Genomic DNA, 23126 nt, shown 5'->3' with positions numbered 1-23126 from the left:
CGCGGTGTCACAGCTTCCCGCCCCGGCCGCCGTCCCGCCGCGGCGGCGCGATCAGCGTCGACAGGTACGGCAGCGGCGTCCCGTCCAGCTCGGCGGCCGGCCGCACCGACTCCTCCGGCAGCCCCAGCGCCGAACCCCACACGGCGCCCTGGAGCCGGCCGGTCTCGGCCAGCGCCTCGGCGACCTCGGCGGCCTGCCGCCCGAACTTGTACGCCACCACCGTGCCCGGCCCGGCCAGCGCCTCCTTCAGCACGGCGGACCCGGCCGTCACCGGCACCAGGGTCAGCGGCTCGGTGCCCTCGGTCAGCACGGCCCCGGACCGCGCCGCGAGGTCCTGCATCGCGGTGATCCCGGGCACGGTCTCCACGACGACACCGGGCACCAGCTCCACGATGGTCTGCGCCAGATAGGTGAACGTCGAGTACACGTTCGGATCGCCGATGGTGGCGAACGCGACGCTCCCGTGCCGGGCGAGCAGCTCGGCGACCCGGGCGCCGGCCGCGTCCCAGGCCGCCTCCCGGCGGGCCCGGTCGGTCCGCTCGTTCAGCGCGAACACCACCCGGACGATCTTCTCCCCGGGCACGTAGTGCGCCACGGTCGCCTCGGCCCGGCCGCGCTCCCCGGTGTCCAGCACGGGTACGACGACGACATCGGCGGCCCGCAGCGCGTTGACCCCCTTGACGGTCACCAGCTCCGGATCACCGGGACCGACCCCGACTCCGACCAGCCTGCTGCTCATGACGTCCGGCACCTCTCGACGAACCGACGGGCGACACCGGGCGCGGCCGCCCAGTGCGTGTGCAGATAACTCGCGTGCACGCCCTGCTGTACGAAACCCTCGACCCGCCGGGCCGGGGCCGTCACACCCCAGGCGGGAGCGGCACCGGCGCCCGGCTCGACCACCGTGCGGTGGAACTCGTGCCCGCGCGTGCGGGTGCCGGCCGCCGCCAGCGCGCTGTCGCCGACGGCCACCGCGTCCCGGTAGCCGAGCGTCAGCCGCCGCGTCATCCGCGCGGTGGCGTCCAGCACGCCGCACATCGGCCGGCCGTCCAGCTCCCGGCACAGGTACAGCAGCCCGGCGCACTCGGCGGCGACCGGCGCACCGGAGCGGGCCAGCCCGGCGACGGCCTCGCGCAGCGGCTCGTTGGCGGACAGCTCGGCGCCGTACACCTCGGGGAACCCGCCGCCGATGACCAGCCCGGCGGTGCCCTCGGGCAGGCGCTCGTCGCGCAGCGGGTCGAAGGTGACCACGTCGGCACCGGCGGCGGTGAGCAGTTCGCCGTGCTCGGCGTAGGAGAAGGTGAAGGCGGGACCGCCGGCGACCGCGACGACCGGGCGCCGCCGCGCCGCGGTGACGGGCGGTTCCCAGGCGGTGTCCGGCAGCGGACCCGCACTGGCCGCGAGCCGCGCCAGAGCGTCCAGGTCGCAGCCCTTCTCGACCTGCGCGGCCATCGCGGCGACCGCGTCCAGGGCCTCGGTCCGCCGCTCGGCGACCGGCACCAGTCCCAGGTGCCGGGACGGCGTGTCCACCTGGACCGCCCGCCGCAGCGCGCCCAGCACCGGCACCCCGGAGGAGTCCAGCGCCTCCCGCAGCAGCTCCCCGTGCCGGTCGGACCCCACCTTGTTCAGGATCACCCCGCCGAGCCGCACCTCCGGGTCCCAGGAGGCGAACCCGTGCACCAGCGCCGCCACCGACCGCGACTGCGCGGAGGCGTCGACCACCAGCACCACCGGCGCCCGCAGCAGCTTGGCGACGTGCGCGGTGGACGCCAGCTCGCCGTGGCCGGCGGCCCCGTCGTACAGCCCCATCACGCCCTCGACCACGGCCAGGTCGCAGCCCCGCGCCCCGTGCAGGAACAGCGGCGCGATCAGCTCAGGACCGCACAGGTAGGCGTCCAGGTTGCGCCCCGGCCGCCCGGTCGCGAGCGCGTGGTACCCGGGGTCGATGTAGTCCGGCCCGACCTTGTGCGGGGACACGGCGAGCCCCCGCGCGGCGAACGCGGCCATCAGCCCCGTGGCGACGGTGGTCTTGCCGCTGCCCGAGGAGGGCGCGGCGACGACCAGCCGGGGCACCGGCGACGTCACCACTCGATGCCCTTCTGGCCCTTCTGGCCCACGTCCATGGGGTGCTTGACCTTGGACATGTCGGTGACGAGATCGGCGAAGTCCACCAGTCCCTGCGGCGCGTTGCGCCCGGTGATCACCACGTGCTGGGTGCCGGGCCGGTGCCGCAGCACCTCGACCACCTCGTCGGTGTCGATCCAGCCCCAGTGCAGCGGGTAGGCGAACTCGTCCAGCACGTACAGCCGGTACGTCTCGGCGGCCAGGTCCCGCTTGACCTGCTCCCAGCCCTCGCGGGCCTTCTCCTCGTTGCTCGCGTTGTCCCCCTGGAGGTCCCGCTGCACCCAGGACCAGCCCTCGCCCATCTTGTGCCAGGCGACGGTCCCGCCCTGCCCGGAGGCACCGAGCACCCGCAGCGCGTTCTCCTCGCCGACCTTCCACTTCGCCGACTTGACGAACTGGAACACCCCGATGGGCCACCCCTGGTTCCAGGCGCGCAGCGCGAGCCCGAACGCGGCGGTGGACTTGCCCTTGCCCACGCCCGTGTGCACCATCACCAGCGGACGGTTCCGCCGCTGGCGGGTCGTCAGTCCGTCCTGCGGTACGACACTCGGCTGTCCCTGCGGCATTACGCGGCCCTCCTGCCCTGTACGTCCTTCACCAGTCCGGCGATCGCGTCCGCCCGCAGCCCGTCCAGCGTCACCGCGGTGGCGCCCAGCTCACCCGCGAGCTGCCCGGCGAGCCCCAGCCGCACCGGCCCCGACTCGCAGTCCACGACCACCGAGGCGACCTGCTCGGCCGCGAACAGCCGCGCCGCGCGCCCGGCGAGCGCCACCGGTTCGGGCCCGCCCGTGGCCCGTCCGTCGGTCACGACGACCACCAGCGGCCGCCGCGCCGGATCGCGCAGCCGCTCCACGCGCAGCACCTCGTGCGCCCTCAGCAGCCCGGCGGCGAGCGGCGTACGGCCCCCGGTCGGCAGCGACTCCAGCCGTGCGGCGGCGGCCTCCACCGACGACGTCGGCGGCAGCGCCACCTCGGCCGCCGAGCCCCGGAACGTCACCAGGCCCACCTTGTCCCGCCGCTGGTAGGCGTCCAGCAGCAGCGACAGCACCGCGCCCTTCACGGCGCTCATCCGCTGCCGCGCGGCCATCGACCCGGAGGCGTCCACCACGAACAGCACGAGGTTGCCCTCCCGGCCCTCCCGGGCCGCCTGCCGCAGATCGTCCCGGCGGATCACCAGCCCCGGCCCGGACCGCCCGCGCGCCCGCTGGTGCGGCGCGGCGGCCTGCACCGTCGCCGCCAGGTGCAGCCTGGTCAGCGCACCCCGGGGCCGCCGGGCCCCGGTGGTCCGGCCGTGCTCGGTGCGCGCCCGCGACCGCCGCCCGGCAACGCCCTCGCCGATCCCGGGCACGCTCAGCGCCCGGGTCCGGAACGGCTCGGCGGCCCGGACGGGCGACTGCTCGGTCCCGCCGGACGCCTGCGGCTGCCCGTCCTCGCCGGCCTCGGGCCGCGCGGCGGCGCCCCCGTCGCCCTGCGGACCGCCGTCGGGCGCCGGCTGCCCGCCGTCACCGGGCCCGTCGGGCCCGGAACCGGGGTCGGGGTCGGGGTCTGGGTCGTCGTCGCCCTCGCCGGCGTACTGCTCCAGCGTCTCGTCCAGCTTGTCCTCGTCCAGGCCCGGCGCGTCGAACGGGTTGCGGCGCCGCCGGTGCGGCAGCGCCAGCAGCGCCGCCTGCCGCACGTCCTCCGCGAGCACCTCGGTGCGCCCGGCCCACGCGGCCAGCGCGGTGGCGGTCCGCGCCATCACGATGTCGGCGCGCATGCCGTCCACCTCGAACGCGGCGCAGGTCGCCGCGATCTGCCGCAGCGCGGCGTCGCCCAGCCGGACCTGCGGCAGCAGCTTCCGCGCCGCCGCGATCCGCTGCCGTACGGCGGCCTCCTCGGCGGCCCAGCGCGCGGCGAACGCGTCCGGATCGTCGTCGTACGCCAGCCGGCGCCGGACGACCTCCACGCGCTGGTCGGGCTCCCGGGAGGCGGCGACCTCCACGGTCAGCCCGAACCGGTCCAGCAACTGCGGCCGCAGCTCGCCCTCTTCGGGGTTCATGGTCCCGACGAGCAGGAAACGGGCCGCGTGCCGCACCGACACGCCCTCGCGTTCGACGTACGAGGCGCCCATCGCCGCCGCGTCCAGCAGCAGGTCCACCAGGTGGTCGTGGAGGAGGTTGACCTCGTCGACGTACAGGATGCCGCGGTGCGCCTGCGCCAGGAGGCCCGGCTCGAACGCCTTCACGCCCTCCGCGAGCGCCCGCTCGATGTCCAGGGCGCCGACCAGCCGGTCCTCGGAGGCGCCGACGGGCAGCTCGACCATCCGCGCGGGACGCCCGGTGCCGCCGCCGGCGGTGTGCGGGCCGTCCGGGCACTCCGGGTCGGGAGCGGCCGGGTCGCAGGAGAACCGGCAGCCCGGCACCACGGCGACCTCGGGCAGCAGCGCCGAGAGCGCCCGCACCGCCGTCGACTTGGCGGTGCCCTTCTCGCCGCGCACCAGCACACCGCCGACCGCCGGTGACACGGCGTTCAGCAGCAGCGCGAGCCGCAGATCGTCCTGGCCCACTACAGCCGTGAACGGAAACGGGGTGGTCACTGGTCGCCCTCCAAGTCGCCTTCCAGCTCCAGGTAGGTGGCGCGCAGCCGCTCCAGCGTCTCCGCGTCCGGCTCCGCCCACAGCCCGCGGTCCGCCGCCTCCAGCAGCCGCTCGGTGATGCCGCGCAGCGCCCACGGGTTGGACTGCCGCATGAAGTCCCGGTTCTCCGGGTCGAAGACGTACTCCGCGCTCAGCTTCTCGTACATCCAGTCGTCCACGACCCCGGCCGTCGCGTCGTACCCGAACAGGTAGTCCACGGTCGCCGCCATCTCGAAGGCGCCCTTGTAGCCGTGCCGGCGCATGGCCGCCATCCAGCGCGGGTTGACCACCCGGGCCCGGAACACGCGGTGCGTCTCCTCGCCCAGCGTGCGGGTCCTGATCTGGTCGGGCACGGCCGAGTCGCCCACGTACGCCTCGGGGCTGGCGCCCGTCAGGTGCCGCACCATGGCGACCATGCCGCCGTGGTACTGGAAGTAGTCGTCGGCGTCGACGAGGTCGTGCTCACGGGTGTCGACGTTCTTCGCCGCCACCGCGATCCGCCGGAACGCCGTCTCCATGTCCCCGCGCGCCGCCCGCCCGTCGAGCCCGCGCCCGTACGCGTAGCCGCCCCACACCGCGTACACCTCGGCGAGGTCGGCGTCGGAGCGCCAGTTGCGGGCGTCGATCAGCGGCAGCAGGCCCGCGCCGTACGCGCCCGGCTTGGAGCCGAAGATCCGGGCCGTGGCGCGGCGCCGGTCACCGTGCCCGGCGGTGTCCTCCTCCACGTGCGCCCGCACGTAGTTGGCGTCGGCCGGCTCGTCCAGCTCCGCCACCGTCCGCACCGCGTCGTCGAGCAGCCCGACCACGTGCGGGAACGCGTCCCGGAAGAACCCGGAGATGCGGACCGTGACGTCGATGCGCGGGCGCCCCAGCTCCGTCGGCTCGATCACCTCGAAGCCGGTCACCCGGCGCGAGGCGTCGTCCCACACCGGGCGGCAGCCCAGCAGCGCCAGGATCTCCGCGATGTCGTCGCCCTGGGTGCGCATCGCGGAGGTGCCCCACACCGTCAGGCCGACCGACTTCGGGTACGCCCCGGTGTCGCTCAGGTACCGCTGCACCAGCGAGTCCGCCAGCGCCTGCCCGACCTCCCAGCTCAGCCGGGACGGGATCGCCTTGGGGTCGACCGAGTAGAAGTTGCGGCCGGTCGGCAGGACGTTGACCAGGCCGCGCGTCGGCGACCCGGACGGGCCCGCCGGGACGTAGCCGCCGTCCAGGGCCCGCAGGATGTGCCCGATCTCGTCGGTGGTGCGGGCCAGCCGCGGTACGACCTCGTCGCACGCGAACTCCAGCACGGCGACCGCGGCGGGCACGTCGTCGCCGAGCACGCCCCGCAGCACGGCCGGCACGACCGCGCGGTCCCAGGCCCGCGCCTCCATGCCCTCCGCGATCCGCCGGCACAACTGCTCCAGCAGGTCGATCGCGTCGGCGCCGGTCCGGGCCGGACCGGCCACCAGGTCCGTCAGCTCGGCCGGCACCTTCACCGGGGCGCCCGGCTCGGCCAGCAACTCCTTCTCGTCCAGCCCGAACCGGGCCGCGAGCGAGGCCCGCAGTCCGGGCACCGCGCCCGCCCGGCCGCCCCACACCTGGGAGGCGCGCAGCACGGCCAGCACCAGGTTCACCCGCGGCTCGCCGACCGGCCCGCCGCCGAGGATGTGCAGGCCGTCCCGGATCTGCACGTCCTTGATCTCGCACAGATAGCCGTCGATGTGCATGACGAACTCGTCGAAGGCGTCCTCGTCCGGCTGTTCGTCCACGTGCAGGTCGTGGTGGAGCTCGGCGGCCTTGACCAGCGTCCAGATCTGGGCGCGGACGGCCGGCGCCTTCGCCGGGTCCAGGTCGGAGACGAGCGCGTACTCGTCCAGGAGCTGTTCCAGCTTGGCCAGGTCGCCGTAGGTGTCCGCGCGCGCCATCGGCGGCACCAGGTGGTCGACCACGGTGGCGTGCCCGCGCCGCTTGGCCTGGGTGCCCTCGCCGGGGTCGTTGACGATGAACGGGTAGATCAGCGGCAGTTCGCCGAGGACCGCGTCCGGGGCGCACCCGCGCGACAGCCCGAGGCCCTTGCCGGGCAGCCACTCCATCGTGCCGTGCTTGCCCATGTGCACGATCGCGTCCGCGCCGAAGCTGTTCTCCAGCCAGCGGTAGGCGGCCAGATAGTGGTGCGAGGGCGGCATGTCCGGGTCGTGGTAGATCGCGATCGGGTTCTCGCCGAAACCGCGCGGCGGCTGGATCATCACCACGACGTTGCCGAACCGCAGGGACGCCAGCACGATGTCGTCGCCGTCCACGTACAGGCTGCCCGGCGGCTCGCCCCACGCCTCGGTCATCGCCTCGCGCAGCCCCGGGTCCAGCGTCGCGAACCACTCCCGGTAGTCGGCCAGCGGCACCCGCGCGGGCGCCGCCGCCAACTGCTCCTCGGTCAGCCACTCGACGTCGTGCCCGCCGGCCGCGATGAGCCGGTGGATCAGCTCGTCGCCGTTGTCGGGGTAGCCCTCCGCCCCGTACCCGGCGTCCCGCAGCGCGTCCAGCACCCGGACCGCCGACGCGGGCGTGTCCAGACCGACGGCGTTGCCGACCCGGGAGTGCTTCGTCGGGTACGCCGTGAACACCAGCGCGATCTTCTTCTCGGCGTTCGGCTTGTGCCGCAGCCGCGCGTGCCGTACGGCGATCCCGGCCACCCGGGCGGCCCGCTCGGGGTCGGCGGTGTACACCGGGACCTCGTCGGGGCCCTGCTCCTTGAAGGAGAACGGCACGGTGATCAGCCGGCCGTCGAACTCCGGGATCGCCACCTGCATCGCCGCGTCCATGGGGGACAGGGCCGCGTCGGACTCCTCCCACGCCGCCCGCGAGGTGGTGAGGCACAGCCCCTGCAGCACGGGGACGTCCAGGTCGGCGAGCGCCCCGATGTCCCAGGACTCCTCGTCACCGCCGGCCGACGCCTGCGAGGCGTGCGTGCCGCCGGCCGCGAGCACGGTGGCCACCAGCGCGTCGGCCCGCCCCAGCAGCTCGTACAGCGCGGGGTCCGCGTCGCGCAGCGAACCGCAGTACACCGGCAGGGCGTTGGCGCCGTGCGCCTCGACCGCCGCGCACAGGGTGTCCACGAAGGCGGTGTTGCCGCTCAGTTCGTGCGCCCGGTAGAACAGCACGCCCACGGTCGGCCGGCCGTCTCGCACCTCGTACGCGCCGTGCACGCCGAACTCCGGCATGCGGCGCGGCTCCTCGAAGCCCTCGCCGGTCAGCAGCACGGTGTCCGACAGGAACCGGGACAGCTCCAGCAGGTTCTCGGGGCCGCCCTCGACCAGGTACTTCAGCGCCTCGGCGACGACACCGGCCGGCACGGAGGACTCGGCCATCAGCTCGGCGTCCGGCACGGCCTCGCCGCCCAGCAGCACGGTCGGCAGACCGGACGCCTTCAGCGCGGCCAGCCCGTCCTCCCAGGCCCGCTTGCCGCCCAGCAGCCGTACGACGGCGAGGTCCGCGCCCGCGATCAGGCCCGGCAGCTCCTCGGCGACGTCGACCCGGGTCGGGTTGCCGATGCGGTAACCGGCGCCGGAGGCCCGGGCCGCCAGCAGATCCGTGTCGGCGGTCGACAACAACAACACTGTGCTCATGCGGGCGCTCCCGGTGGAATGAAAGGCAGTCCTTGCGGCGCGCCCGACTCGATGAGCCGCCACAGCGCGTCCGTGTCCGCGTGCTGTTCGATCAGGTCGCCGAGCCGGTCGAGCTGCTCCTCGCGCAGCGCGGCGAAGGAGGTGTCCGGCGCGGGCACGAAGCGGCGGCCCGCGGCGGCGGCCACCTCGCGCAGGAACGCCCGCCGGAAACCGTCCGACTCCAGCGAGCCGTGCCAGTGGGTGCCCCAGGTCTGGCCGACCCGGCAGCCGTCCAGGAAGGGTTCGCCGCCGGTGACCGTGGCCACGCCGTGGTGGATCTCGTAGCCGTCGACCCGCTCGCCGAGGGCCGTCCCGCTCGGCCGGGTGAGGGTCTTCTCGCGGGCGAAGCGCACCCGGACGGGCAGCACGCCGAGACCGGGCACGGCGCCGGCCCGCGACTCCACCTCGTCCTCGATGTGCTCGCCGAGGATCTGGAAGCCGCCGCACACCCCGAGGACCGGGCGCCCCTCGGCCGCCCGGCGGACCAGGGCGTCGGCGAGGCCGCGTTCGCGCAGCCACGCCAGGGCCCGCACGGTGCCGCGGGTGCCCGGGACCACCACCAGGTCGGCGTCCGCCAGCTCCTCCGGGCGGTCCACGAACCGCACCACGACACCCGGTTCGGCGGCCAGCGCGTCCACGTCGGTGAAGTTGGACATCAGCGGGATCGCGCACACCGCGACCCGCAGGACGTCCGCGCCGACCGGGGGAGTCACCGCGGACTCGCGCACCGTGCCGCGCAGCGAGACCCTCCCCCACGCTCGGCTGCGCTCGCGCGGGGGGACCCCCATCCCGTCCTCCTCGTCGATGCCGAGCCCGTGCCGGAACGGCAGCACGCCGTACGTCCGCCGCCCGGTGAGGCCGCGCAGCATCTCCAGGCCCGGTTCCAGCAGGGAGACGTCACCGCGGAACTTGTTCACCAGGAACCCGGCGACCAGTTCCTGGTCCTCGGGCGAGAGCAGGGCGACCGTGCCGAAGAACGAGGCGAAGACGCCGCCGCGGTCGATGTCGCCGACGACGAGCACCGGCAGCCGCGCGCCCCGCGCGATACCCATGTTGACGATGTCGGTCCGCCGCAGGTTGATCTCGGCCGGACTGCCCGCGCCCTCGCAGATCACCGCGTCATACGTGCCCCGCAACTCGGCCAGGCAGTCCAGCACCGTGCCCAGCAGCCGCTGCTGGCGCCCGCCGTGGTAGCCGCGCGCGCTCAGCTCGCCCACCGGCTTGCCGAGCAGCACGACCTGGCTGCTCTGCTCGCCGCCGGGCTTGAGCAGCACCGGGTTCATCAGCGCGGTCGGCTCGATCCGGCACGCCTGGGCCTGCATGGCCTGCGCCCGGCCGATCTCCGCGCCCTGGCGCGTCACGAACGAGTTCAGGGACATGTTCTGCGCCTTGAACGGCGCCACCTTCACGCCCTGGCGCACCAGCCAGCGGCAGATACCGGCCGTCACGACGCTCTTGCCGGCGTCGGAGGTGGTGCCGGCCACGAGGAGACCACCGTTCACTTCCCACGTCCCTTCAGGAGTGCGCGCGCGGCGGCCGTGGCGCCCAGGGCGAGCAGGCCGACGCGGCGGGAGAGCCGTACGGCCCGGTCGATGTCGGTGACCCGGACCGGCCGTCCGGCACCGCCGTTGAGCACGGGCCGGTGCTCGACCCGGCCGCCGTAGGACAGCGTGCCGCCCAGCCGGACACCGAGGGCGCCGGCGAAGGAGGCCTCCACGGGACCGGCGTTGGGGCTGGGGTGCCGGCGCGCGTCGGCCCGCCAGGCGCGCAGGGCGCCCCGCGGGTCCGGTCCGGCCACGGCGGCGAGCACGGCGGTCAGCCGGGCCCCGGGCCAGCCGGCGACGTCGTCGAGGCGGGCGGAGGCCCAGCCGTAGCGCCGGTGGCGGGGCGACTTGTGACCCACCATCGCGTCCAGGGTGTTGACCGCACGGAACCCGAGCAGCCCCGGGACCCCGGCCACCGCTCCCCACACCAGCGCGCCGACCACGGCGTCGGAGGTGTTCTCGGCGACCGACTCGACCACGGCCCGGGCGATGCCGTCGGCGTCCAGCGCCTGCGGGTCCCGGCCGCACAGGTGGGGCAGCCGGGCGCGGGCGGCCTCGAGGTCGCCCGCCTCCAGGGCGCGGCCGACGGCACGGGCCTCCCGGGCGAGCGAGGTGCCGCCCACCACGGCCCAGGTGGCGGCGGCGGTCAGCGCGACGGAGGCGGCGGGACAGGGGCGTACGGCACGGACGGCCAGCGCGCCCAGAGCGACGGCGCCACCGGCGCACACGACGGTGTGCACGGCGCCCCAGCCGCGGTGGTCGTGCCACAAGGCGCCTTCCACGGCCGTGGCCGCCCGGCCGAACGCGGCGACCGGATGCCCGCGGCGCGGATCGCCGAGGAGCAGATCACCGAGGAGGCCGGCGGCGGCACCGTACGCATATGTGCGATCGGCACCCATCGGCTCAGCCGGCCGTGGGCGCGGGAGCGGTCCTGGTACGGGTCCTCGGGCAGCCGAGCATGGCGATTCATGTCCTCACTCAGGGTGTCCACGCCCTGGTTCGACGAAATCGGCGGTGAGAGTTCCTGGCTCCCGGGGGTTCTTCCCCGGTGACAGTGGCGGGACCGCGCCGGATTCGCACCGGCTTCCTCTCCTGCCGCCGTAGATGGCCTGGGCAGTCCACCACGCGCCCGGAACGGCCGTCAACTCGCCTTTGACCTGGGATGCCCGACTGTGCTGAGGCCCACATCGCCGGGGTGCCGGACGGCTGCGGGCGCCCTGCCGCACGGGCCCCGCGAGCACGCGTACGCCCCGCCGGTTCAGCGGGGCGTACGGGAAGAACGGGGCGAACGGGGGCGCTGGGCGCGGACCGGGGACCGGGGACCGGCGGTCAGCCCTTGGCCGTGATCAGGTGGATGCCGTAGGCCACCGCCGCCGCGCAGGCCGCGAAGCAGACGTAGGCGCCGGTGACGGCGAAGGCGGCGGAACCGCCCTGGGCCGCGGCCCGCTCGCGGCGGGACAGGCCGTTGATGCCGAGGGTGAACAGCGCCACCACGCCCACCGTGAACGCGACGCTGACGCCGAAGACGGAGCCGAGGGCCGCCCAGTCGATTGTCATGGGGATGCTTCCTTCAGTAACCGGGTGCTCGGGGTCAGACCGTGGCGGCCGGCGGGACGGCCGGGGCCGGCTCGGCTGCCGGGGCGGGGATCGTGGCCGTCAGACCGGCGGGCGTCAGGTCCGTGGTGACCCTGGCCGTCAGGCTCCCGGCGGCCTGGGCCGGCACGTGGGCGGTGACCGTGCCGGCGGGCGGCGGGGTCACCGCGGCGATGGCGGTGGTGACCACACCGGCCGGCTCCTCGGTCCCGGCGACCACGTTGGTGTGGTCGACGACCTCGCGGCGGGAGATCTTCCAGATCGCGGCGCTCGCGGCGACCAGGAAGACGGCGACGGCGGCGGTGCCCCCGTCACCCAGGCCGGTGACGGCCTCGGCGCCCGCGCCGACCAGCGCGGCGGCCGGCAGGGTGAGCACCCAGGCGACGGCCATGCGGGTCGCGGTGGACCAGCGGACCACGCCGCCCTTGCGGCCGAGCCCCGCGCCCATCACCGAGCCGGAGACGACATGGGTGGTGGAGAGGGAGAAGCCGAGGTGGGAGGAGGCCAGGATGGCGGTCGCGGCGCTGGTCTGCGCGGCGAAGCCCTGGCGCGGCTCCAGGTCGGTCAGACCGGTGCCCATGGTGCGGATGATCCGCCAGCCGCCGATGTAGGTGCCGAGCGCGATGGCCATACCCGCGGAGAGGATCACCCAGGTGGGAGGGTTGGAACCGGGGCTGATGGCGCCGCCCGCGATCAGGGCGAGGGTGATGATGCCCATCGTCTTCTGGGCGTCGTTGGTGCCGTGGGCGAGGGAGACCAGGCCGGCGGAGGCGATCTGGCCGGCGCGGTAGCCCTTGCGGGTGGCCTGGTCGTCGGCGCCGCCGCCGATGCCGTAGGAGAGGCGGGTGGCCAGCAGCGAGGCGAGGCCCGCCACGACCGGCGCGGCGACGGCCGGCAGCAGCACCTTGGTGACCAGCACCTCGCCGTGGACGGCGCCGAAGCCGGCGGAGGCGACGGTGGCGCCCACCAGGCCGCCCATCAGGGCGTGCGAGGAGCTGGAGGGCAGGCCCACCAGCCAGGTCAGCAGGTTCCAGAGGATCGCGCCCACCAGGGCGGCGAAGATGACCTCGGGACGGATGCCGCTCTCGTCGACGAGACCCTTGGAGATCGTGTTCGCGACCTCCACGGAGAGGAAGGCGCCCACAAGATTGAGGCCGGCGGACATGGCCACCGCGATCTTGGGCTTCAGGGCGCCTGTGCTGATGGTGGTGGCCATCGCGTTGGCGGTGTCGTGGAAACCGTTCGTGAAATCGAACGCGAGAGCGGTTACCACCACAATCGCGAGGATCAGCGAGAAGCTTTCCATTTACCCAGGCAATCGTTCGAGGTCGTTGGCTGGTCGAACGTAGGCAAGCTGGGTGAACGGAAGATGAACTGGGACGGGCGCATGCGTGTCCGAAACACGTGCCCCGGGTTCCGCTTCGCGCCGTCGGGCCGGGCGCCCCTTGGCTACCGGTCCCGGGCGAAGATCCGCAGCCGGTCCAGGGTCCCGTTGAAGAGATTCTGGTCACCCGGCAGCGTGCCCGCCGCGCCGTACTGCCAGAACGTCCAGTACTGCCAGCCGCCGGGCAGCGTGCCCGGCCGGGAGGTGCCGTGCCGGGCGATCCACAGCGGGTGGTTCTTGGAGAAGGCACGGCTGTTGCCGGTGCACAGCTTCCACCACTGCGTCGTCGTGTAGATCACCGGGCGCCGGCCCGTCCGCCGCCTGACCTCGTCGCTGAACGCGCGGATCCAGCGGACCATCTGCGCCTTGCCCAGCCCGTAGCACCGGCGCGTCGCGCTGTACGGGTTGTACTCGATGTCGAGCGCCGGCGGCAGCGTCCAGCCGTCCGCCCGCCAGCCGCCGCCGTGCTCCACGAAGTACGCCGCCTGCCGGGTGCCCGAGGACCGGTCCGGCAGGGCGAAGTGGTACGCGCCCCGCAGCAGCCCGGCGTCACGGGCGCCGGTGTACTGCCCGGAGAAGTAGGGATTGCGGTAGGTCGTGGACTCGGTCGCCTTGACGTAGACGAACCGCGCGCCCTTGGAGCGGGCGGCCGGCCAGTTCACGCGCTTCTGGTGCGAGGAGACGTCATGGCCCCTGGGCCCCTTCGGCAGCTTGGCCGCCGGGGACTGCGCCCGCAGCGACCCGGTCCGCTCCGCGGGCCCGGCCGGCCCCGGGAACCCGGCCGCCGGCCGGGCGCCCGCCGTCACCGTGGCCCCGGCGGTCACCCCGGCCGCGGGGGCCGCCGCCTTGGCTGTCACTCTCGCCTCGGGGGCCGCCGCCTTGGCCGTCACTCTCGCCTCGGGAGTCGGAACCTTGGGAGTCACCGTCGCCCCGGGGGCCACCGGAGCCTCGGCGGGCACCGGAGCCTCGGCGGGCACCGGCGGCCCGGCCGACGCGGTGGCGGTGCCCGTGACGGCGAGGGCCACCACCGTGGCCGTCGCCAGGACACCGGCGCGGCGGCGGGCAAGGGTGTGGTCGCGGGGCATGCGTCTCCCGGGGTGGCGGACTTCGGGCGCCCCTCGCCCGCACGGGCGGCGGTCGCCCCGTGGGCAAGCGGGATCATTGAAGGCCGGTCGGTCACGCGATGTGGGCAGATTTCAGGCGTTTCGCACCGGAATCAGCCCGTTCGGCCGACCCCGCCCGTCCGGCGGCCGGCTGGCAGGATCGGCACATGGCTGAACGGCGACAGAACACGGACGACGGACGGCGGCACACGGACGACGGCCGGCAGGACGTACCGCCGGACGCGGCAGGGCAGGACGTACCGCCGGTCGCGGCAGGGCAGGACCTACCGCCGGACGTGGCACGGCAGGACGTACCGCCGGACGTGGCGCGGCTCTGGACGGAGCTGGTCGCTACGGCGCGCCGGACGGTCGCCGACGGGCTGGTGGTCGGCACCTCCGGCAACGTCTCCGCCCGCCTCGGCGACCTCGTGCTGGTCACCCCCTCGGGCGTGCCCTACGACCGGCTCACGCCCGCCGATCTCACCGGCGTCGACCTCACCGGCCGCCAGGTGCTCGGCACGCTCCGCCCGACCAGCGAACTGCCCATGCACCTCGCCGTCTACCGCACCACCGACGCCCGCGCGGTCGTGCACACCCACGCCGTGCACGCCACCGCCGTCTCCACACTCGTCGCCGAACTGCCGCCGGTGCACTACATGACCGCCGCGCTCGGCGGCCCCGTCCGGGTCGCGCCCTACGCCGCCTACGGCACCGGCGAACTGGCCGGGAACATGCTCCGCGCCCTGGCCGGCCGCTCCGGCTGCCTGCTGCAGAACCACGGCACGGTCACCTACGGCGACACCCTCGACCAGGCCTACGACCGCACCGCGCAGCTCGAGTGGATGTGCCGGCTGTGGCTGACGGCGTCGGCGGTGCCCGGTCTGACACCGACTTTGCTGACCGAGGCACAACTGGAGGAGGCCGGGGCACGCTTGAAGGGGTACGGCCAACGGAGGTGACCCCTTTGCCGAGCAGCGACGCGTTCCCCCGCCGCACGCCCCTGCCCGCCCCGTCCCGCTCCCTGCCCTCCTACCTGAAAACCCTGACCGGCCTGGTCCGCCCGGCCGGCGACGGCACCCGGCCCCGGCGCGCCCGGCCGGCGCCGCCCCGCCCGCCCGGCCGCCACCGCCCGTCACTCCCGGCCGGCCTTCCGCTGGCCGACGGCCGCGGCCCCCACGACACTGGTGCCGTGCGCACTGCCAAGGCGACCGCCGCCGGACTCACCGCCGTCCTGGCCGCCGGCACGGCCTCCGTGGTCGCCGGCCGGCTCGCCAGCGACGCCGCGCTCAGGGCGCCCGCGGGCCGCCCGCTGCCCACCGAGCCCCGGCTCACCGTGCACGGCACGGGCGCCGGCGGGATCACGCTCACCCGCGACCTGGCCACCCTGCGCCCCGGCGTCTACGGCCTGGCCGGCGACGGCTCGCACGCGGTCGTCGGCCCCGTCCTGGAGTCGGCCGAGCACACCGCCGACACCGTCGTACGGCGCCTGGACCGCGTCACCCACGGCACCTTCGCGGCCGGTGACGCGGCCTGGCTCACCCCCAACCTGTACGTCGGCAACCCCGCCAGTGCCCTCGGCCTCGACCACGCCGACGTCGACGTGCCCGGCGAACTCGGCGCGCTGCCCGCCTGGTTCGTGCCCGGCCACCGGGACACCTGGGTGATCGCCGTGCACGGGCTCGGCACCACCCGGGAACACGCCCTGAACGTCATGGGCTTCCTGCACGGCCGCCGGCTGCCGGTCCTCGCCCTCGCCTACCGCGGCGACCTCGGCGCGCCCCGCCCGCCGGACGGCCTCAACCACCTCGGCCAGACCGAGTGGCGGGACGTCGAGGCGGCGATCCGCTACGCCGTCCGCTACGGCGCCCGCCGGGTCGTCCTGCTCGGCTGGTCCACCGGCGCCACGATGGTCCTGCGCGCCGCCGCGCACTCCGCGCTGCGCGACCGTGTCTCCGGGCTGGTCCTGGACTCGCCGGTGCTCGGCTGGGCGGCCACGCTGCGCGCCCTGGCCAGGGCCCGGCACACCCCGAGGCCGCTGCTGCCGCTCGCCGTGCGGGCCGCGCAAGGCCGGGCCGGACTGCACGCCGACCGGGCCGCGGAGGCCGCCTGGACCGACCGGCTCCGGGTCCCCGCCCTGGTCGTCCACGGCCCGGACGACGAGGTCGCCCCATGGGAGTACTCCCGCCGGCTGGCCCGGCGCCGCCCCGACCTCGTCGCCCTGCACACCGTCCCGCACGCCCCGCACGCGGCGATGTGGAACGCGGACCCCGAGGAGTACGAGGAACGGCTGCGCCGCTTCCTGACCCCGCTGATGTGACCGGCGGCCCCGGCCCGCACCGCCGCCGGCCACCGCCTCCCGGCCCCGCCTCCCGGCCCCTTCGGCGGCGGGCCGGGAGGCCGTCGGCGCGGCACCCGGTGCCACGGTCCGCGGCGCCGGTGAGCGGCATTCCGCTTACGGCCGGCAAGGCGGTGCGGCTGGCCGGATCACGCCCGTCCCGCCCCTCTCGGACGCCGTGCGTTGGCCAGTCCCGTCGCCCGCCGTGACATTCCGTTTGGGTTTTCGGACCGTCAACCGGAAGACTGCACCCGTGACGTCCCGTATCCCGCGCGACTCCAGGCTCCGACTCGTCCGTTCTCGACCCCTGGCCGCCGCCCCCAGAGCCGTGGACCAGCGGCGCCCGCGCCGCCCCGCGCCCCGGCCGCCGGAGGGCACGCCCGCCCCCGCGGAACTGGCCGGAATGGCCCGCGCCCAACTGGCCGGCGCGGTCCGCGTCGCCCGCTGGGCCGACGCCGCCCTCGGCCCCGGCCGCGACGGCGCCACCGCCGACGGCAAGGCCACCCTGTCCGCCGCGACCGCCGAACGCGCCGCCGCCGACCTCGGCCTGAGCGCGGATCAGATCTGCGCCGACTGGGACACCGCCCGCCTCGCCGGACTGGTCGAGGTGCACGGCGACCGGGCCCGCCCCGGCTGGCGGCTGCGCGCCTGGGACCGCGACGACAGCGCCGTACTGCGCGGCTGGGTCGCCCTCTTCGACGCCTGGTCGCTCGCCTGTCCCGAACCGGACGGGCACGAACCGGCCGCCGTCGCCGAGGTCGTCTCGGCCATGCCCCAGGTGCTCTCCCTCCTCCAGCTGTCCGCCGGGCCGGTCCCCGTCGAGCAACTGCTCGACCTGCTCCAGCAGCGGGTCACCGAACTGCGCACCGAACGCTGCGAGGTCGCCTACGAGCCCGGCACCGGCCGGCCGGCCGGCGCCCCCGTCCCCGCGGCCCCGGCACCCGCCGACGCCCCGCTCGCGCCCCTGCTCGACTGGGCGCTGGGAGCCCTCGCCGCGGTCGGCGCCCTCACCTACGGCTCCGGGCAGGCCACGCTCACCCCGCTGGGCAGCTGGGCGGTGTGGGTCAAGCTGGAGCAGATCTGCGTGGCCGCGCAGAGCCCGGCCGGCAACATCGAGCAGTCCGCCGAGGACATGCTCCGCGGCTGCGCCCAGCTCCGCCCCAACGCCGCCCGTGCCGAGTACCGCGCCTGGCTCGCCGCCCGCCCCGTCGGCAGCGCCGTCACCGAGCTGGTCGCCGCCGCCCGCGGCGACGACGCCCTGCTGCGCGGGCTGGCCTTCGAGGCGCTGCGCGTCGTCGGCGCGCCCGCCGAGCCCGACGTACGGGCCGTCGTGGACGAGCCGGTCCTGCGGCCGTACGCCCTGCTGTGGCTCGCCGAGCACGACGGCGTCGACCCGGAGGACGCCCACGAGGTGCTCACCCGCGAGGAGGCCACCTGGCTGTGGGTGGACACCGCCGCCGCCGTCGCCGACCACGGCGAGGCGCCGATGCTGGTCCGGCACCTGGAGTCCGCGGTGCAGCCGACCGTGCCCCAGTTGCTCGACGAGGTCCGCGCCGTCGGCCACCCGCGCACCGTGCAGGTCCTGGTCGCGCTCGCCGCCGCCCACCCGGACCCGGCCCTGGCCAAGGCCGTGCGCCGGGCCGCGTTCCAGGTGCACACCGGGGGATGACCGGAGGCGGGACGGCTCAGCTCCCGATCTCGGGTGCGTACGTCCCGAAGCTCCAGACGTTCCCCTCGACGTCCCGGGCCAGGTAGTCCCGCGAGCCGTAGTCCTGGTCGGTCGGGGGCATCAGGATCTCCACCCCGTGCGCCACGGCCCGCTCGTGGTGGGCGTCCACGTCGTCCACCACGACGTACACCCCGGCGGGCCCCGCGTCCGCCAGCGCCGTGTCGAACGGACCGCCGCGGCCCCTGGAGCCGATCATCACCGCGCCGCCGCCCTGGACCAGCTCGGCGTGCAGCACCGTGCCGTCCTCCGTCTCGTACACCGTCAGCTCGGTGAAGCCCAGGGCCGTGGTGAGCTGTCTGATCGCGGCCTTCGCGTCCGCGTACAGCAGCGTGGGGTAGACGCTCGGCCGTCCGCCGCCCGTGCCCGCCATGCCGACCACTCCCTCGCGCCCCGGTTGGCCCGGACGACGCCTCAGCCGAACGTGTCGCACCGCGCCATGTCGCCGGTGCGGTAGCCCTCCCGGAACCAGTCCTGGCGCTGCCGCGCCGACCCGTGCGTCCAGGTCTCCGGCGTCACCCGGCCCTGGAACCGCTCCTGGATCCGGTCGTCGCCCACGGCCGCGGCGGCGTTCAGCCCGTCCTCGATGTCGGCGGCCGACAGGCTGGTGATCAGCGGGCGCCCGGTCGACTCGTCGGGCGTGGTCGTGGCGTGCCGCGCCCACACGCCGGCGTAGCAGTCCGCCTGCAGTTCCGTGCGCACCGAGCCGCTGTTCTCGCCGGTCAGCCCGTCCTGGGAGCGGCCGAGCACGCCCAGCAGGTCCTGCACGTGGTGCCCGTACTCGTGCGCGATCACGTACGCCTGCGCGAAGGGCCCGCCGGTGGCGCCGAACCGGGTCCGCAGTTCTTCGAAGAAGCCGAGGTCCAGATAGACCCTGCGGTCGCCGGGACAGTAGAACGGCCCGACCGCCGAGCTCGCGGTGCCGCACGCGGTGCCGATCCGCTGGCTGAAGAGCACCGTCGGCGCGGTGTCGTACGTCCGGCCGCGCCGCCGCAGCTCCTGGTCCCAGTAGTCCTGGACGCTGTTCACCACCGCGACCGCCCGGCAGTCGTCCCTGCTGTTCGCGTCCCGGCCGGTACGGCACGACCGTTCCACCTGGTCGAGGGAGGAGGCGCTCGGCGCGGCCTGGTCACCGCCGGAGGACAGGCCGAGCTGGTCCGGTCCGATGCCGAAGAAGAGGCCCAGCAGCAGGGCGATCAGACCGACGACACCGCCTCCGACGGTCGCCCGGCCGCCGGGGATGCGGCTGCCGCGCACATCCCGCACCTCGGAGGTGTCCAGATCAGCGTCGTCGTCGAACTGCACGCGCTACCGCCTTCCGACCGCGGTCCCTCCGGAACCGGTACATCCTTACCCCGTTCCGTTACCCCCGCCACCGGCGAACACCCGGGCGAGGGACTTCCCCGCCCACCCGGACCCGGCGCCGGGCCCCGGCCACCGGGCGTCGTTACGCTGCGGCTGAGCCGTACCCGTGGACAGCGAAGGGGGAGAGGTGCCCGCACCACCCCACCGAACTTCCCCACCACCCGCACCCGCGCCGGTCGGCCCACCCACGCCCGCGCCCACACCGGTCGGCCCGCCCGCACCCGCGCACGTGTCCGCGCTGGACGGCTCATCCGCGCCCGCGCCTGCGCCCGCGCACGTGTCCGCGTCCGCACCGGGTGGCCCGCCTGCACCGGCGCCGGGTGGGCAGTGCGCGTCGGGTGAGTCGCCCGGGTCCGCCCCGGGCGCGCTGCCCCCACCCGCGCCCACACCGGTCGGCCCGCCTGCACCGGCGCCGGGTGGGCAGCCGGCGTCGGGTGAGTCGCCCGGGTCCGTGTCGGGCGGGCCACCCGGGTCCGGCCCGGGCGGGCCGTCTCGGGCCGTCTCGCCCGGGCCCGTCTCGGGCGGCCCGCCCGTCCCGGGCAGGCCGCCCGCGTCCGCCCCGTCCGCACCGCTGGCACCGCCCGCACCCGCGCCCGCGTCGGGTGGGCCGACCGGTGTGGGTGAGCCGCCCGGGTCCGCCCCGGGCGCGCTGCCCCCACCCGCGCCTGCGTCCGCCGTGGACCGCCCCTCCGCGCTTGCGCCGGGTGGGCAGTCCGCGCCGGGCGGCCTGCCCGCGTCTGCCCCGGGCGGACCGTCTCGGGCCGCCCCGCCCGTGTCCGTCTTGGGCCGGGCGCCCGGGCCCGCCTGGGGCGGGTCGCCCGCGTCCCCGGAAAGGCCGCCCGCCCTCGCCCCGTACCCGGCGCCCGCTCCCGGCCCTTCCCCGGCGCCCGCTCCCGGCCCTTCCCCGGCGCCCGCTCCCGGCCCTTCCCCGGCGCCCGGCCCCGCCCCGCGCCCGGCGCCCACCGCCGGGCCGTCCGGGCCGTCCGGGGTGTCCGGGGTGCCCGGGGTGTCCGGTGACCGTGCGCGTTCGTGGCCGGGGCCGGCGGTCCGGGCCGTTGCGTCTCGGGGCGGGCTGCCGTGTTCCGGGCGGGCCGTCGCGGTGCTCCTCGGGCTCTGTCTGCTCGGCACGGCGCACCAGCTGCGGCCCGTGCCCTACGGCGACCGGCTCCTGCCCTCCGCGCGCGCCGACCGGCAGCCGGACGCCGTGGGGTGGGTGCCCCGGCTGCGGGGAGCGGCCGTGGCCGCCTACGACACGCGCACCGGTGCGCTGCGCTGGAGCTACGCGCGCGCCGGGCACCGCCCGGTGGCCGTGCTGCCCGCGCGCGGGGAGGCGATCACGCTCTGGGACGACGGGCTGCTCACCGACACCGACGGCCGCTCCGTGCGCTGGCACCGCGCCCTGCCCGACGCGGCCGAGTGGCTCCCGGCCCACGGCGGCACCGGCGTCCTGCGCCCCCTCGGCCACGGCATCCTCGCCGTCGTCACCCCGCACCGCGTCACCGCGTACCGCACCGCCGACGGCGACCTGCGCTGGGTGCTGCCCGCCCGCGCGGGCTGCGCGTTCCGGCCCGAGAGCGCGCTGCGGCGGGGCGCCGCCCTGCTCCTCGCCCAGCCGTGCGCGGACACCGCCTGGACCGGCCAGCTCGTGGCCCTGGACGACCTGGGCCGGATCGCGCCCGGCCGCACCCCGCTGGGAAACGAGCCGCCCGGCCCGTCCCCGGCGCCCCCGCACGCAGGAAAACCGCTTGCCCGGCCCCGTTAGACTGGGCCCATGGCCATTCTCCTCGCGCATTAGACGGCGGGAACGCCCTCAGCCGCCCACCCGTCAACCCTCCCCCGAGCGCTCGGCTCCGCTCGAGCAGGGGTAACCATCGCCCTGGAGTCTGTCCGTGATCTCCGCCTCCGGTATCGAGCTGCGCGCCGGTGCGCGCGTCCTCATCGAGAACGCCACCTTCCGTGTCGCCAAGGGCGACCGCATCGGCCTCGTCGGCCGTAACGGCGCAGGAAAGACCACCCTCACCAAGTGCCTGGCCGGCGAGGGCATCCCGGCCGCCGGCACCATCACCCGCTCCGGCGAGGTCGGCTACCTCCCGCAGGACCCCCGCACCGGCGACCTGGACGTCCTCGCCCGCGACCGCGTCCTGTCCGCGCGCGGCCTCGACGTACTGCTGCGCAAGATGCGCGAGAACGAGGAGCGGATCGCCAGCGGCAAGGGCTCCACCCGCGAGAAGGCCCTGCGGCAGTACGAGCGCCAGGAGACGGAGTTCCTCACCAAGGGCGGGTACGCCGCCGAGGCCGAGGCCGCCACCATCGCCGCCGCGCTGAACCTGCCCGACCGGGTGCTCGGCCAGCCGCTGCACACGCTCTCCGGCGGTCAGCGCCGCCGTATCGAGCTGGCCCGGATCCTGTTCTCGGACGCCGACACGCTGCTGCTCGACGAGCCCACCAACCACCTCGACGCGGACTCGATCACCTGGCTGCGGGACTACCTGAAGTCCTACCGCGGCGGCTTCATCGTGATCTCCCACGACGTCGACCTCGTGGACACCGTGGTCAACAAGGTCTTCTACCTGGACGCGAACCGGTCCGCGATCGACATCTACAACATGGGCTGGCGGCTCTACCAGCAGCAGCGCGAGGCCGACGAGAAGCGCCGCAAGCGGGAGCGCGCCAACGCCGAGAAGAAGGCCGCCGCGCTCAACGCCCAGGCCGACAAGATGCGCGCGAAGGCCACCAAGACGGTCGCCGCGCAGAACATGGCCCGCCGCGCCGAGAAGCTGCTCTCCGGTCTCGACGACATCCGCATGTCCGACAAGGTCGCCAAGCTGCGCTTCCCGGAGCCCGCGCCCTGCGGCAAGACCCCGCTGATGGCCGAGGGCCTGTCGAAGTCGTACGGCTCGCTGGAGATCTTCACCGACGTCGACCTCGCCATCGACAAGGGCTCCCGGGTGGTCATCCTCGGGCTCAACGGCGCCGGCAAGACCACGCTGCTGCGCCTGCTCGGGGGAGTGGAGCAGCCGGACACCGGAAAGGTCGTCCCGGGCCACGGCCTCAAGCTGGGCTACTACGCGCAGGAGCACGAGACCCTGGACCCCGGCCGCACGGTCCTGGAGAACATGCGCTCGGCCGCCCCGGACATGGACCTGGTCGAGGTCCGCAAGGTGCTGGGCTCGTTCCTGTTCTCCGGCGACGACGTCGACAAGCCGGCCGGTGTCCTGTCCGGCGGCGAGAAGACCCGGCTCGCCCTGGCCACGCTCGTGGTGTCCTCGGCGAACGTGCTGCTGCTGGACGAGCCGACGAACAACCTGGACCCGGCCAGCCGCGAGGAGATCCTCGGCGCGCTGCGCACCTACAAGGGCGCGGTCGTCCTCGTCACCCACGACGAGGGCGCCGTCGAGGCGCTCCAGCCCGAGCGGATCATCCTGCTCCCGGACGGCGTCGAGGACCTGTGGGGCTCCGGCTACGCGGACCTGGTCGCCCTGGCCTGAGCGTAGGGCCTGATCCACTACGGGTGGATCATTCGGCCCATCCGTGATCCATCATCTGTGTGAGATCTCCTCGTATCGGGGTGTGTCGTACACGGATTTTCCGGCCGATCCCCCGGCAGTCGGGGGGTCGGCCGCTTCGCGTTCCTGACCTGGCACTTCGTGAATCCGCCCGCACGGGTCCCCGGCCGCCGACCGCTGGAATC

17 protein-coding genes and 1 riboswitch are annotated in these 23126 nt (G+C 75.4%); of the genes, 5 read left to right on the top strand and 12 right to left on the bottom strand.

From position 1 onward, the window contains the following. Positions 1 to 7: 7 nt before the first annotated feature. From cobI to ACZ4SV_RS29145, 10 genes are all read right to left on the bottom strand, one after another. A complete protein-coding gene (cobI, locus tag ACZ4SV_RS29190; protein WP_397941819.1) occupies positions 8 to 739 on the bottom strand; it encodes a precorrin-2 C(20)-methyltransferase in 732 nt (243 codons plus the stop codon). Continuing rightward, complete coding sequence (locus ACZ4SV_RS29185) at positions 736 to 2085, bottom strand: cobyrinate a,c-diamide synthase (RefSeq protein WP_468007732.1); 1350 nt, start codon at positions 2083 to 2085, stop codon at positions 736 to 738. The genes cobI and ACZ4SV_RS29185 overlap by 4 nt, the downstream gene beginning before the upstream one ends. Next, entirely contained in the window at positions 2082 to 2690 is a 609-nt protein-coding gene (gene cobO / locus ACZ4SV_RS29180; protein WP_365876819.1) for a cob(I)yrinic acid a,c-diamide adenosyltransferase, read from the bottom strand. The genes ACZ4SV_RS29185 and cobO overlap by 4 nt, the downstream gene beginning before the upstream one ends. After that, positions 2690 to 4699, bottom strand: coding sequence for a putative cobaltochelatase (locus ACZ4SV_RS29175; protein ID WP_468007730.1), 2010 nt, complete (start codon positions 4697 to 4699; stop codon positions 2690 to 2692). Before ACZ4SV_RS29175 ends, cobO begins: the two co-directional genes overlap by 1 nt. Next, positions 4696 to 8346, bottom strand: coding sequence for a cobaltochelatase subunit CobN (gene cobN / locus ACZ4SV_RS29170; RefSeq protein ID WP_468007728.1), 3651 nt, complete (start codon positions 8344 to 8346; stop codon positions 4696 to 4698). The genes ACZ4SV_RS29175 and cobN overlap by 4 nt, the downstream gene beginning before the upstream one ends. Then, a complete protein-coding gene (locus ACZ4SV_RS29165; RefSeq protein ID WP_365882716.1) occupies positions 8343 to 9887 on the bottom strand; it encodes a cobyric acid synthase in 1545 nt (514 codons plus the stop codon). Before ACZ4SV_RS29165 ends, cobN begins: the two co-directional genes overlap by 4 nt. After that, positions 9884 to 10828 (bottom strand): cobalamin biosynthesis protein, encoded by a 945-nt coding sequence (locus ACZ4SV_RS29160; RefSeq protein ID WP_397941827.1) that lies wholly within the window; start codon positions 10826 to 10828, stop codon positions 9884 to 9886. Before ACZ4SV_RS29160 ends, ACZ4SV_RS29165 begins: the two co-directional genes overlap by 4 nt. A gap of 99 nt (positions 10829 to 10927) precedes the next feature. Then, positions 10928 to 11068: riboswitch (cobalamin riboswitch) on the bottom strand. 190 nt (positions 11069 to 11258) lie between these two features. Continuing rightward, positions 11259 to 11486, bottom strand: a complete 228-nt coding sequence (locus ACZ4SV_RS29155; protein ID WP_468007726.1) for a hypothetical protein — start codon at positions 11484 to 11486, stop codon at positions 11259 to 11261. Positions 11487 to 11520: 34 nt separating this feature from the next. After that, complete coding sequence (locus tag ACZ4SV_RS29150; protein ID WP_397948204.1) at positions 11521 to 12828, bottom strand: inorganic phosphate transporter; 1308 nt, start codon at positions 12826 to 12828, stop codon at positions 11521 to 11523. A gap of 143 nt (positions 12829 to 12971) precedes the next feature. Continuing rightward, positions 12972 to 13730, bottom strand: a complete 759-nt coding sequence (locus ACZ4SV_RS29145; protein ID WP_468007876.1) for a lysozyme — start codon at positions 13728 to 13730, stop codon at positions 12972 to 12974. A gap of 446 nt (positions 13731 to 14176) precedes the next feature. Between ACZ4SV_RS29145 and ACZ4SV_RS29140 the strand changes: the two genes are divergently transcribed. The 3 genes from ACZ4SV_RS29140 to ACZ4SV_RS29130 all read left to right on the top strand — a co-directional run bounded on the left by ACZ4SV_RS29140 (position 14177) and on the right by ACZ4SV_RS29130 (position 18013). Beyond that, a complete protein-coding gene (locus ACZ4SV_RS29140) occupies positions 14177 to 14968 on the top strand; it encodes a class II aldolase/adducin family protein (RefSeq protein ID WP_468007724.1) in 792 nt (263 codons plus the stop codon). A gap of 230 nt (positions 14969 to 15198) precedes the next feature. Further along, entirely contained in the window at positions 15199 to 16326 is a 1128-nt protein-coding gene (locus tag ACZ4SV_RS29135) for an alpha/beta hydrolase (protein ID WP_468007874.1), read from the top strand. Positions 16327 to 16597: 271 nt separating this feature from the next. After that, positions 16598 to 18013: a hypothetical protein gene (locus ACZ4SV_RS29130; RefSeq protein WP_365883417.1), complete on the top strand. Its 1416-nt coding sequence runs from the start codon at positions 16598 to 16600 to the stop codon at positions 18011 to 18013. A 16-nt stretch (positions 18014 to 18029) separates the two neighbouring features. Here ACZ4SV_RS29130 and ACZ4SV_RS29125 read toward each other — a convergent pair whose 3' ends face one another. Next, complete coding sequence (locus ACZ4SV_RS29125; protein ID WP_365883418.1) at positions 18030 to 18443, bottom strand: VOC family protein; 414 nt, start codon at positions 18441 to 18443, stop codon at positions 18030 to 18032. Positions 18444 to 18484: 41 nt separating this feature from the next. Next, a complete protein-coding gene (ypfJ, locus tag ACZ4SV_RS29120; RefSeq protein WP_468007721.1) occupies positions 18485 to 19375 on the bottom strand; it encodes a KPN_02809 family neutral zinc metallopeptidase in 891 nt (296 codons plus the stop codon). 1159 nt (positions 19376 to 20534) lie between these two features. Here ypfJ and ACZ4SV_RS29115 point away from each other — a divergent pair. Both ACZ4SV_RS29115 and ACZ4SV_RS29110 read left to right on the top strand, forming a co-directional pair. After that, entirely contained in the window at positions 20535 to 21197 is a 663-nt protein-coding gene (locus tag ACZ4SV_RS29115) for a hypothetical protein (RefSeq protein WP_468007719.1), read from the top strand. A 127-nt stretch (positions 21198 to 21324) separates the two neighbouring features. Then, complete coding sequence (locus ACZ4SV_RS29110; RefSeq protein WP_365879991.1) at positions 21325 to 22923, top strand: ABC-F family ATP-binding cassette domain-containing protein; 1599 nt, start codon at positions 21325 to 21327, stop codon at positions 22921 to 22923. Positions 22924 to 23126: the final 203 nt, after the last annotated feature.

It is taken from the genome of Streptomyces sp. NPDC027672 (assembly GCF_055566335.1).
This window is presented reverse-complemented; position numbering and strand designations above follow the sequence as displayed.